General features: G+C 70.7%; 11 protein-coding genes. 8 read left to right on the top strand and 3 right to left on the bottom strand.

Going from position 1 to position 11,386, the window contains the following annotated elements; all coding sequences use genetic code 11:
- The coding region (gene selA, locus VFS34_17315; GenBank protein HET9796210.1) for an L-seryl-tRNA(Sec) selenium transferase at window positions 1–899 on the bottom strand (899 nt) is incomplete at its 3' end.
- A 91-nt stretch (window positions 900–990) separates the two neighbouring features.
- Between selA and VFS34_17310 the strand changes: the two genes are divergently transcribed.
- The gene (locus tag VFS34_17310) at window positions 991–1,548 is read left to right on the top strand and encodes an MXAN_5187 C-terminal domain-containing protein (protein ID HET9796209.1); all 558 of its coding nucleotides are present in this window, start codon (window positions 991–993) and stop codon (window positions 1,546–1,548) included.
- Window positions 1,545–2,759: a tetratricopeptide repeat protein gene (locus VFS34_17305; protein ID HET9796208.1), complete on the top strand. Its 1,215-nt coding sequence runs from the start codon at window positions 1,545–1,547 to the stop codon at window positions 2,757–2,759. The genes VFS34_17310 and VFS34_17305 overlap by 4 nt, the downstream gene beginning before the upstream one ends.
- Window positions 2,760–2,819: 60 nt before the next feature.
- On the opposite strand, the gene VFS34_17300 is transcribed toward VFS34_17305, so the two are convergent.
- On the bottom strand, window positions 2,820–4,127 hold the full coding sequence (locus VFS34_17300; GenBank protein HET9796207.1) for a metallopeptidase TldD-related protein: 1,308 nt from the start codon (window positions 4,125–4,127) through the stop codon (window positions 2,820–2,822).
- 67 nt (window positions 4,128–4,194) lie between these two features.
- Complete coding sequence (locus VFS34_17295) at window positions 4,195–5,541, bottom strand: TldD/PmbA family protein (GenBank protein HET9796206.1); 1,347 nt, start codon at window positions 5,539–5,541, stop codon at window positions 4,195–4,197.
- Window positions 5,542–5,871: 330 nt separating this feature from the next.
- On the opposite strand from VFS34_17295, the gene VFS34_17290 reads away from it, so the two are divergent.
- The 6 genes from VFS34_17290 to VFS34_17265 all read left to right on the top strand — a co-directional run.
- Window positions 5,872–6,150, top strand: a complete 279-nt coding sequence (locus tag VFS34_17290) for a DUF507 family protein (protein ID HET9796205.1) — start codon at window positions 5,872–5,874, stop codon at window positions 6,148–6,150.
- 32 nt (window positions 6,151–6,182) lie between these two features.
- On the top strand, window positions 6,183–7,688 hold the full coding sequence (locus tag VFS34_17285; protein HET9796204.1) for an acyl-CoA carboxylase subunit beta: 1,506 nt from the start codon (window positions 6,183–6,185) through the stop codon (window positions 7,686–7,688).
- Window positions 7,689–7,698: 10 nt separating this feature from the next.
- Complete coding sequence (locus VFS34_17280) at window positions 7,699–9,189, top strand: biotin carboxylase N-terminal domain-containing protein (protein HET9796203.1); 1,491 nt, start codon at window positions 7,699–7,701, stop codon at window positions 9,187–9,189.
- On the top strand, window positions 9,186–9,698 hold the full coding sequence (locus tag VFS34_17275; protein HET9796202.1) for a biotin/lipoyl-containing protein: 513 nt from the start codon (window positions 9,186–9,188) through the stop codon (window positions 9,696–9,698). The genes VFS34_17280 and VFS34_17275 overlap by 4 nt, the downstream gene beginning before the upstream one ends.
- 62 nt (window positions 9,699–9,760) lie before the next feature.
- On the top strand, window positions 9,761–10,909 hold the full coding sequence (locus VFS34_17270; protein HET9796201.1) for a thioredoxin domain-containing protein: 1,149 nt from the start codon (window positions 9,761–9,763) through the stop codon (window positions 10,907–10,909).
- A gap of 246 nt (window positions 10,910–11,155) precedes the next feature.
- Window positions 11,156–11,386, top strand: a 231-nt coding sequence (locus tag VFS34_17265) for a hypothetical protein (protein HET9796200.1), incomplete at its 3' end; no start/stop codon positions are given.

Raw genomic sequence — 11,386 nt, 5'->3', positions numbered from 1 at the left:
CCCGCCTGCGGTCCGCCGAGGAGCTTGTCCCCCGAAAACGCCACCAGGTCGGCCCCCGCGCGCAGCGCGTCGGCCGCCCGCTCCTCTCCCGCGATGCCGAACGGGGAGAGGTCGACGATCGTTCCCGAGCCGTGATCGTGGATCCAGGGGAGCCGGCGCGCCCGGCAGAAGCGCGCGATCTCGAGAAACGCGGGGCGCTCGGCGAAGCCGCGGATCTCGTAATTCGAAGGATGCACGGTGAGCACCGCCGCCGTCGCTTTCGTTCGCGCGCGTTCGAAGTCCGCGATCTTCGTGCGATTCGTCGTCCCGACCTCCCGGAGCCGCGCGCCGGAGGCCTCGAGGATCTCCGGAATCTTGAAGGAACCGCCGATCGCGACGAGCTCGCCCCGCGAGACGAGCACTTCTCCGCCTCGCGCCTGCGCCGCGAGGGCCAGCAGGACGGCCGCCGCGTTGTTGTTGACGATGAGCGCGTCCTCCGCTCCGACCAGCCGCGCCGCGAGCGCGCGGGCCTTCGTCCCGCGCGAGCCGCGCTTTCCCGAAGCGAGGTCGAGCTCCACGGCGTGGTAGCCCTCCGCCGCGTCCGCGATGGCTCGCCGGACTCGCGCCGCCAGGGGGGCGCGTCCGAGGTTCGTGTGGATCAGGACGCCGCTGGCGTTGACGACGCGGGGAGATTCCGCCGCGAACTCTTCGGCGAGGACGCGCGCCGAACGCGCGAGGATGCCCTCGACGTCGAGGCCTCCTTCCTTCGCAGCCGCGCGCGCCGCGAGTTTCACCGATTCGCGGCCGAACTGCCGGACGAGCGGCTCCGCCCGGCGGTCCGACAGCACCCGTTCGATCGACGGCGGGCGCTCCGCGGCGGGCCGGGGCCCGGGTCCCGGGGCCTTGCGGGAGGCCCTCATCGGGCGCCGCAGGACGCCGCCAGGGGCGTCTTGCGGCCCGGCGAAGAAGACGACGCGCACCTCATAGCCGTTAGAATGGGGAGGTTAGCAGATGTCTTCGCTGGAGAAGGACTTCACCGCGTTCGAAGAGGCGATCATCCGGGTCGGGAGGGAATACGACGTGTTCCTTTACGGGACGAACAGCCGGCTCCCGGCGGAAAGCCGCCGACGCCTCCAGGAGATGGCGCGCGCGCTTTCCGCCCAGAAGATCGACTCGCCGGCCGACCGGTACCGGTTGAACACGGTGCTCGGGCGGTACAACAGCCAGCTGGAGCACTGGGAACGCGCCGTGCGCGACAAGGAGGAAGGCCGGGGCCGGTTCGCCCGGGGCGCCGCCGCGGCGCCGGCCAACGCCCGGCCCTCCTCCTCCGTACACCCGGAGGCGCCGCGCACGCCCGACGAAGCTCTGTTCGCCCGCTTCGTCCAGGCGCGCCGGGAAAACGGCGAAGACGTATCGAAGCTGAGCTTCGAGAAATTCCAAAACCAGCTCGCGAAGGAGCGGGAGGCTCTGGCGGCAAAAACGGGCAGGACGGGGTGGGAGTTCGAGGTCGCCGGAGACGGGGGCCGGGTGCGCCTGATCGCCCGTCCATCGAAAGGGAAGACGGCATGAATTCTCGAATCGTGATCGCGGCCGCCGCGGCGTCGTTCGCCGTGAGCGCCGCGGCTTTCGCGCAGACCGGCGTCTCGGGCCAACCCGGAATTCCGACGACGTTGACGACGATTCCCGACGCCTCGTCGTCGCCGACGTCGAACGTCCCGGCGCCGCCGGCGACTCCTCCGGCGTCCACCACGACTCCGAGCGCGCCGTCCAGCGCCGTCGGCTCGCCCTTCACGGCGCGGCCGACGCCGCACCCCGCGGCGCGAACGACCCCGCCCCCCGCCCCGGTCCAGCAGGCCGCCCCACCGGCGGCGGCGGCTCCTCCGGCGCCCGAGCCGGCTCCCGAGGCGCCGTCGACCGGTAAACGCCGCGGCGCCGCCTTCTACGAGCCGTATCTCTCGAGCGGCGATCTCCTCGATCGCGAGATCCTGGATCTCACGGCGAAAGTCCGAGCGCATCCCTCCGATCCGGGCCTCCGCAACGATCTGGGGAACCTGCTCGCCCGGCGCGGTTTCGCGAAGGAGGCGGCCGACCAGTACCGGAAGGCCGCGAAGCTCGACCGCGAGTTCTTTCTCGCCGACTACAACGAGGGCCTCCTCTGGGAGAAGGAGGGGAAGTCCGGGGACGCGATCAAGGCCTACGAGCGATCGATCAAGCGGAAGCCCGGTTTTCCTCTCTCCCGCTTCCATCTCGGATTCCTCCTCGAGAAGGACGGCCGCAACGAGGACGCGATCCGCGAGTATGCCAAGGCGCTCCGGATCGATCCGTCGCTCCGCTGGCCGTCGCGGAATCCGCTCGCCGTCCAGACGCGGCTCCTCTATCTGGCCTCGCTCGAGAATTACGATCGCGACCTTGCCGGCGTGGACGTGGCCGACGCGGAGAGCTTCTCCGATCGCGCCGTCTGGGAACGTCTGCACCCCCAGCGGCCGGTGGACACGGCGGAGCTCGACGAGGAGCCCGAGGAGGGCGAGCCGGCCGCGCTCGTGGGAACCGGTTCGCCGACCACGGCCCCGCTGATCGGCGGAAAAGCCGCGCCGACGACGCCCGCCGACGCCCGTCGCCAGCAGCTCCTCGATCGGTTCCGGCGGAATCGGCAGCCTCCCCAGCAGCAGGTGGTCGCCCCGGCGCCGCCTCCCGCCGCCATTCCCGCCCCTCCCGAGGACGAAAACGCGCCGAATCCGGCGATGCAGCAGGAGGAGCCGCCGCCACCGTCGCGTTCGTGACGCTCACGAACGCTCCCGGAGTCGCCGTCGTGTATTGTTTGAGCGGGGGCGTCGAGCTCGTCAGCTGAACGTGGCCTTCGTCACGAACAGCGTCGGGGCGGAGACGAGGGACTGGAGCGGGAAGATGCGGCGGTCCGTCCCCACCCCTCCGATCCCTTTCCAGAGCTCCGACAGCCTTCCGCGGATCGTCGCCGCGGCGACCGGGGAGCGCACGCGTCCGGCCTGCAGCGCCCATCCCTCGACTTCGAGCCGGTAGGCGTCGTTCTCGAGATCGATGCGGGGGGGCGCGGCGAGCGCGGTCGCGTAGAGCCCGCGCGTGACGGACGCCAGGAGCTCCGTGGCCGTCGCCGAGCGTTTTCCGTCGAGTGTGAAGAGCGCGCTTCCGGGCCGCGGCGGAAGCCGGAACGACGGGCGCACGGCGTTTCCGGTCGGGCTCTCGCCGGCTCGGGCCGACGAACCGAGATCGTGGAGGCGCGTGCGGAAGACGCCTTCGCTCACGACCTCCTTCCGCCGCACCGGCACGCCCTCCCCATCGAAAGGACCCTCGCCGGAGGGGTCGTCGACGAGGGAGACGCCCTCGGCCGAAAAGCGACCGTTCCGGTCCAGGTATCGCCGCGAGAGGAGCATCCGGTGCGCGTCGCCGCAGAAGAGCGGCAGCGTCGCCGCCAGGAGCGCGGCGGACACCGACGGGTCGAGCAGCAGCTCCCCGCGCGGGTAAGGGCACGCCCGCCCCTTGAGCGGAAGAAGGCTTCGGTCCGCGAGCGACTGGGCGACCTTCGCCGCGTCGAACGCGCCGGCCGGTCCCACCGGAAAGACCACGTCGGCCGTGACCCGCCGCTCGGAGGCGACGCCCACCGCGCGGGCGTTGCCGTAGCCGAAGAGGCGCGTCCGTCCGCCGGCGAATCCGGCGCCGTTCTCGATGCGCTCGACGATCTCCCCGCACGCCACGCTCAGCGAGGTGAGCCTCGCCTGTCCTTTCGACTCCGACGCGAGGAGCTGCGCGACCTGTTCGAAAGCGTCCGCCGGCGGCGCCGCGCTCGGATCGGCGGGCTGCGCGAAGGTCCCGGTCGGTAGCGCCGGGAGCGGCTCCGGGCCCCCCGGGCCGAAACGCGCCGTTTCGCGGATCACGTCCACCAGGAGCGCCGGTGAGGTCGCGGCCGCGAAATGCGCCTGACCCTTCTCCTCCCAGCGCGCCGCGCACCCGTCCTCGACGCGTTCCGATTCTTCCCGGATGGGCGCCGCGACGCGCAGTTCCGCCGCCGCGGCGCGCTTGCCGAAGATCTCCCACCGCTCTCCGGCGCGGGCGGAGAGCTCCCCGCGGACGGGATCGAGCGCGAGGCCCATCGGCGACTCCCGGACGCCGCTCACCGCGCTCCCTTCGCGTGGCTCGCCGCGGATCCCTTCGCGCCGCTCACCGCGGATCCCTTCGCGCCGCTCACCGCGGCGACACCTGCATCCGGCGCACGATCATCGCCGGCGCTTCGCCGCCCACCGGGAGGATCTTTCCCTCGCGCGCACACCACGCGAGCTGCCGGCACGCTTTCGCCCGCGCGCCGAGCAGCGGATCGACCGCCGCGAGCGCCTCGACCACCTCTCCTTCGAGATGGCCGGGCCCGAGCGGCTGTCCGAGACGTCCGCGCTGCACCGCCTGCGCCGCCGGAAACCGCAGGCGGAAACGTCCCGATGCGGGATCGACCGAGCCGCCGTCGAATTCCTCGATCCGGATTCCGGTGCCGAGGCGGTGGAGCATCTCTTCTTCGCTCGCCCCTCCCGGACCGACCACGAGATTCGACCCGCGCGGAGCCGCGTGGTCGAACGCCGAGGGACGCCGCCCGTTCCCCGTGGAGGGATGGAGCGGATCGGACCGCAGGCGGTCGCGGAGCGGACCCGCGAGGTGCCCCGCGGAAAGGAGCGGCGTGCGCCGCGCCGGGACGCCTTCGTCGTCGACCGGGTAGCCGCCGAAGAGGTCGAGGCGCGAGGGTTCGTCCGCCACCTCGATCTCGCGCGGGCAGAGCCGCGCCTTCGAGAGATTCGCGAGCCTCGAGGCGGGCGCGTCGGCTTCGAGCGGATGGGAGAGGACCTCGTGGAAGAAGAACGCGCCGGAGCCGTTCTCGAGGATGACGTCGGTCGCGCCCGACGTCGGGGGGACCGGTCCGGGGCCGCCGGCCGCGAGGCTCCGCAGGCGCTGGCGCAGCTCCTCGAACGCGCCGTCGTCCGCCTCCGGGAGATGGAAGTTGAACGCGCGCCACCGCGGGCCGCCCCGGGTGTCGCCGAGGAACTCTCCGTGGAGCGACAGCCGCGGCCGGTCGTGCCGCGACGGCGGCCGGCCGGCGGGGACGACGAGTCGCGTCGAATGCCGCCGCCGGACTTCGACGCGGTGGGGCCGGTTCTCGAACGCGCGGGAGATCAGGGCCGAGATCTTCTTCGTCCATCGCGCCGGGTCTTCCGTCTCTCCGCGCGGCTCGGCGGCGGGGTTTTCCGCGCTCTTCGGAAAGTTCGACGACGAGAGGATCGCGGCGAGCCGCCGGACCGCGTCGCGCGCCCCCGCCTCGTCGGCACGCGGCGACGCCGTCAGCACCACGCGGGAGCCGCGGCGCGCGCGGGCCGAGACCGCGCCCTCGACCGTGAACATCGAGCCGCCGATCGAGCCGTCTTGGACCGAGAGGTGGAGCTCCGATTTCCACTCGAAGAAGAGATCGGCGAATCCGTCCTTCGCAAGCGGCTCGATCCAGCGCGAAAGCAGAGGCAGATCGAGCGGCGGCGGAGCGGGGCGATGACTCACCGCCGGATTCTAACGGGTGTCGCTCGCTCGTTGCAGCGATCGGCGAGCGCCGTCGCTGAACTCGCTCGGAAAGGCGGTCGCCGCGGTCGGGTATCGGAAGCCGACGGTGCGCTCGTCGCTCAGCGCACGCGCAATCCCGCAATCGCTTCTGTTCAGTTCTGGAAGGCGCCGCGAGACGTGCGGGAAGACGCGTTCGGCGGACCGGGCGGCGGCCAAGGCGTACCGAGAGCGTACGTCGTGCCGACGGCCGGGCCGACGGACGCGTATAACCTTGCGTATCGCGCGCCTGCTCATTGAACCCCCCTCCGGCCGCCGGTATGATCGGAGACTATGAGCCTTGCCGAGCGGCGGACGGAATTTCTCGCGGTCCGCATCGCCCAGCGGCTCGCGCGCCGGGGGCTCTTCCAGGAGAAATCGCCGGGCGCCCTCGCCGACGCCGTCCGCGCCGTCTTCGCCGAGGAGATGCGCCGCGAGCGCGACATCGACGAGGAGGCGCGCCGCCTCGTCGACGCCTCGCGCGCCGAGATCTCCTCGGGCGGCCTCGACTCGAACGAGCTCTTCCGGAAGATCCGCAGGAAGCTCGCCGAACAGAAGGGGATCGTCCTGTGACGCTCGAGCGCAAGATCGAGCAGCTCGAGCAGATGCGGCGGCAGTCGGTCGAAGGGGGAGGCCCCGAGCGGATCGCGCGCCAGCACCGCGAGGGGAAGCTCTCCGCGCGCGAACGGGTCGAGCTGCTCCTCGACCCCGGCTCGTTCTTCGAGATCGACCGGCTCGTGTCGCACCGCTGCCGCGATTTCGGAGCCGACAAGGTGGACATCCCCGGCGACGGCGTCGTCTGCGGCGCGGGCCTCGTCGAAGGGCGGCCGGTGTACGTGTTCGCCCAGGACTTCACCGTCTTCGGCGGGTCGCTCTCGGAGACCAACGCCGAGAAGATCTGCAAGGTCATGGACCTCGCCGTGAAGAACGGCGCTCCGCTGATCGGCCTGAACGATTCCGGCGGCGCGCGCATCCAGGAGGGAGTCGTGTCGCTGGGCGGCTACGCCGACATCTTCCTGCGGAACACGCTCGCTTCCGGCGTCGTTCCGCAGATCTCCGCGATCCTCGGCCCGTGCGCGGGCGGCGCCGTGTACTCCCCGGCGATCACCGATTTCGTCTTCATGACGGAGAAGTCCTCGTACATGTTCGTGACGGGACCCGACGTCATCGCGACCGTCACCCACGAGACCGTGACGAAGGAAGAGCTGGGCGGGGCGAAGACGCATTCGTCGGTCTCCGGCGTGGCGCACTTCTCGCGACCCGACGACGCCGCCGTGCTCGCGGCGATCCGCGAGCTCCTCGGCTATCTTCCGGGCAACAACCTCGACGAGCCGCCGTTCGTCGAGACCGCGGATCCGCCGGACCGGGAGGACGCGGAGCTCAACACGTTCATCCCGGAGGAACCGGACAAGCCGTACGACATGAAGAAGCTCGTCTCGGCGATCGCCGACGACCACCGTTTCTTCGAGGTGCACGCGAACTTCGCGCGGAACATCCTCGTCGGCTTCGCCCGCCTGAACGGGCGCTCGATCGGCATCGTCGCGAACCAGCCGGCCTATCTCGCCGGCGTCCTCGACATCGACGCGTCCGTGAAAGGCGCGCGGTTCGTGCGGTTCTGCGACGCGTTCAACATTCCGCTCCTCGTCTTCGAGGACGTCCCCGGCTTCCTTCCCGGAACGAAGCAGGAGTACGGCGGAATCATCCGGCACGGCGCGAAGCTGCTCTTCGCCTTCGCCGAAGCGACGGTGCCGAAGGTGACGGTCATCACCCGCAAGGCCTACGGCGGCGCCTATTGCGTGATGGCCTCCAAGCACCTCCGCACCGACTTCAACTTCGCCTATCCGACGGCCGAGATCGCCGTGATGGGCCCCGAGGGCGCGGTCGCGATCCTCTACAAGCGCGAGCTCGGCGGGGACGGCGAGAAGAAGAAGGAGAAGGTCGCCGAGTACGTCGAGAAGTTCGCCAATCCCTACGTCGCCGCCCGCCGCGGGTTCGTCGACGAGATCATCGAGCCCTCCGAGACGCGGCGGAAGCTCATCCAGGCGTTCGCCTTCGCCGCGACGAAGCGCGACAAGCTTCCGCCGAAGAAGCACGGGAACATTCCCCTCTGAGGCGGCGAGGTTGAGGCCGAAGCTCCTCGTCGCCAATCGCGGCGAGATCGCGATTCGGATCTTCCGCGCGTGCCGCGAGATGGGGATCCCGACGGTCGCGGTCTATTCCGACGCCGACAAGGGGTCTCTCCACGTCGCCTTCGCCGACGAGGCGTACCGGCTGGGTCCGCCGCCCGCGCGGGAGTCGTATCTTTCCGTCGAGCGCATCCTCGACGCGGCGAAGCGCTCCGGCGCGACGCTCGTGCATCCGGGCTACGGCTTCCTCGCCGAGAACGCCGGCTTCGCGTCGGCCTGCACGGACGCCGGCATCACGTTCGTCGGGCCGCCTCCTTCGGCGATCGACGCGATGGGGTCGAAGACCGAATCCCGCCGCCGGATGATCGCCGCGGGCGTGCCCGTCGTCCCGGGAATGGCGCGGGGCGCCACTCGCGCGGACCTCCACGCCTTCGGCCGCGAGGCGGGATACCCGATTCTCCTCAAGGCGTCGGCCGGCGGCGGCGGCAAGGGGATGCGGACGGTCGCCGCGGAAGGGGAGCTCGACTCGGCCTTCGACCGGGCCACGTCGGAGGCGCAGGCGTTCTTCGGCGATCCGGAGGTCTACGCGGAGAAGCTTGTCGACGGCGCGCGCCACGTCGAGGTCCAGGTCGTCTTCGACGGGAACGGACGGGGCGTCGCGGTGGGCGAGCGCGAGTGCTCGATCCAGCGCCGGCACCAGAAGGTCGTCGAAGAGTGCCCGTCGCCGGTCGTCGACGCGGCGCTGCGCGCGAAGATGGGAGAGGCCGCGCTCGCGGCGGCGCGGGCCGTCGGGTACGTCTCGTGCGGCACCGTCGAGTTCCTGCTCGACCGGCACGGGCGCTTCTACTTTCTCGAGATGAACACGCGGCTCCAGGTCGAGCACCCGGTCACCGAGGAGGTCTGGGGCGTCGACCTCGCGCGCGAGATGATCTCGATCGCGCTCGGCGAGCGGCTCTCCTTCTCGGCGGGGGACATCGCCCCGCGCGGCCACGCCATCGAATGCCGCGTCTACGCGGAAGACCCCGACCGCCAGTTCGCACCGTCTCCGGGGCGGATCGAGTCGCTTTCGCTGCCGCAGGGACCCGGCGTGCGCCACGACGTCGGCGTCGAGAGCGGCTCGGTCGTCCCGATCGACTACGACCCGATGCTCGGCAAGCTGATCGTCCACGGCCGCGATCGCCGCGAAGCGGTCTCGCGGCTCGCGAGAGCGCTTTCCGAGTACGAGGTGATCGGGATCCACACGTCGCTGCCGTTCTTCCGACGGCTCGTCTCCGATCCCGACTTCCTCGCGGCCTCCTTCGACACGGGGTGGCTCGACCGCCGGCTCGCGGCGGGTCTCGGAGGAGGAGACGCGGCCCCCGACGATCATCTCGTGGCGCTCGCGGCCGCCGTCCTCGCCCGCAGCGAGGAGAAGCGCTTCGCGGCGCCGCGCCGCGGCCGGACCTCCGCCTGGCGGGACGCCGCGCGGCGCGAGGCGCGGCGGTGAAGCGGATCTTCCGGCTCGTCCGGCCCGACGGCGCGGACGCCGCCGTCACCGTCGACGCGACCGGCGACGTCTCCGCGGTCGACGTCGAAGGGGCCCGCTTTCGGCTCGAGCTCCTCCCGCGCGCCGACGGCACGTTCGTCGCGATCTTCGAGGACGGCCGCGTCATCCGCGCGCGCGTGGCGCCGGGCCGGAAGGAGACGCGTCTCCGCTCGCGCGGCGTCGAGATGGCCCTGCACCTCTTCGATCCCCGGGACGCCTCGACGGGGGCAGCCGAGGCGGAGGGGGCGGCGGAGGTCGTCGCGGCGATGCCCGGCCGGGTGCTCGAAGTCCGCGTCGCGGAAGGGGACCGGGTGGCGAAGGGAGACCTCCTCCTGATCCTCGAAGCGATGAAGATGCAGAACGAGATCCGCGCCGACGCGGACCAGGTCGTCGCCGAGGTGTGCTGCGCCGCCGGTCAGGCGGTCGAGGCGGGGGCCCTCCTCGTGCGATTCGCCTCCGACCGGATATGATCCGGCGGCGAAAAAGATCCCGCGGCGGGAATGAAACGCGCGGTTTTCCGTTTGAGGTGGAAATGAAACCGACTCCGACGAATCTCCTCCGGCTCCGGGCGGCGCTCTCGGCCGCGGCCATCGCCGGCGCGCTCGCCGGGCGCGCATTCGGCTCTCCGGCTCCCGCGGCCGCGCCTCCCGCTCGCGGGATCGCCCCGGAAGTGGAGCGATTCGCCTCCGAATTCCTCCCCTGGGAGCCCGAGTCGCGGGTGACCGCGAAAGCCGATCCGAAGAGCGACATCCGCGGGTTCCACGCGTACACGGTCGAGCGCAAGGGGAAATACGAGAAGCTCGACGCGAAGCAGGACATGCTGGTTTCCGACGACGACAAGTGGATCTTCACCGGGACCATCATCAAGAACAGCCAGGCGCAGAAAGTCACCGCGGCGATCCGCAGCGACGCGGACATCGGGGGGATCGGCGACTACTTCTCGAAGATGTTCGGCGCCCGGTCGCGCGCGTACCTCGACTCGCCCGCCGACAAGGCCGGCGTGAAGGCCGTCCGCGTCGAGGTCGACACCGGATACTTCAGCCAGCCGCTCCACTATTACGTCGAGCCGGACGGCTCCGTTTTCCTGATGGGCACCCTCTGGAAGCTTTCCGAGTCCGCCCCCGATCAGCGGAAGGCCATGATCGACCTGTCCCAGTCGCCCTCCTACGGCGCCGACAACCCGAAGATCACGGTCGTCGAGTACGCGGACATGGAATGCCCTTTCTGCAAGCGGCGCGGGCAGCAGATGGACAAGCTCATGGACAAATATTCGGCGAAGCTCGGCATCCGCCGGTATTACAAGTTCTATCCGCTGTGGGTCACGCACCACTGGTCGACGAAAGCCGCCTCGGCGGCCGCGTGCCTCCAGAAGCTCTCGTCGGATCTCGTTTTCAAGTTCAAGCAGATCTGCTACGACAACCAGGACACGCTCACGCTCGACCGCCTCGACCAGCAGGTGTTCGATTTCGTCGACTCGGCCGGAATTTCACGCAAGGACTTTCTCTCGTGCTATCTCCAGGAGCCGTCGTTCGCCGCGATCCGCCGCGACATGAACGAAGGGGGATATCTCGGCGTCAACTCGACTCCGACGTATTACGTCAACGGCACCGAGATCTACTGGCTCCCGGACGACGTGATGGAGGAGTACCTGAAGAGCGGCGCCGCGACGAAGAAAAGATAAGCGACTTCGGGGCCCCGGCGCCGAAGTCGAGTCGCGAGTCGGACAGTCGCGCGTCGGAAGGCGGAAGTCACGAGTCGGCGGGTCGCAAGTCGGCGTTCGCCGACGCCGTTCTTCTCCACCTCTCCCGGCATCGGCGGCCGCACCGGCCAGGTCGGCGCGGGGAGTCCCCTTTTCCGACTCGCGACTCGCGACTGATCGACTCGTGACTGCGGCGACGGCGCTGCCGCCGCGCGTATCATCGTTCCCGTGACCGAACGGCGCCCCGACCCGCGACTCGTCCCCGCCCCACCCGCGACCGCCCGTCGCCGTCCCGTTCTCGGAATCATGGGCGCCGGCGAGAAAGCGTCTCCGAGGGACGTGCAGCTCGCCGAAGAGCTCGGCGAGCTCGCCGCGCGAGCCGGATGGATCGTGCTGACGGGAGGCCGCGACACGGGAATCATGGATGCGGCCCTCCGGGGCGCCAAGGGCGTCGAAGGG

Source organism: Thermoanaerobaculia bacterium (assembly GCA_035717485.1).
GTDB lineage: Bacteria > Acidobacteriota > Thermoanaerobaculia > UBA5066 > DATFVB01 > DATFVB01.
This window is presented reverse-complemented; position numbering and strand designations above follow the sequence as displayed.

Bases quoted from the DNA above. Each gene is read 5' to 3' on its own strand.
- VFS34_17285 (HET9796204.1), top strand. From the start codon at position 6,183: ATGCGGCGGCAGTCGGTCGAAGGGGGAGGCCCCGAGCGGATCGCGCGC.
- VFS34_17310 (HET9796209.1), top strand. From the start codon at position 991: ATGTCTTCGCTGGAGAAGGACTTCACCGCGTTCGAAGAGGCGATCATC.
- VFS34_17290 (HET9796205.1), top strand. From the start codon at position 5,872: ATGAGCCTTGCCGAGCGGCGGACGGAATTTCTCGCGGTCCGCATCGCC.
- VFS34_17270 (HET9796201.1), top strand. From the start codon at position 9,761: ATGAAACCGACTCCGACGAATCTCCTCCGGCTCCGGGCGGCGCTCTCG.
- VFS34_17305 (HET9796208.1), top strand. From the start codon at position 1,545: ATGAATTCTCGAATCGTGATCGCGGCCGCCGCGGCGTCGTTCGCCGTG.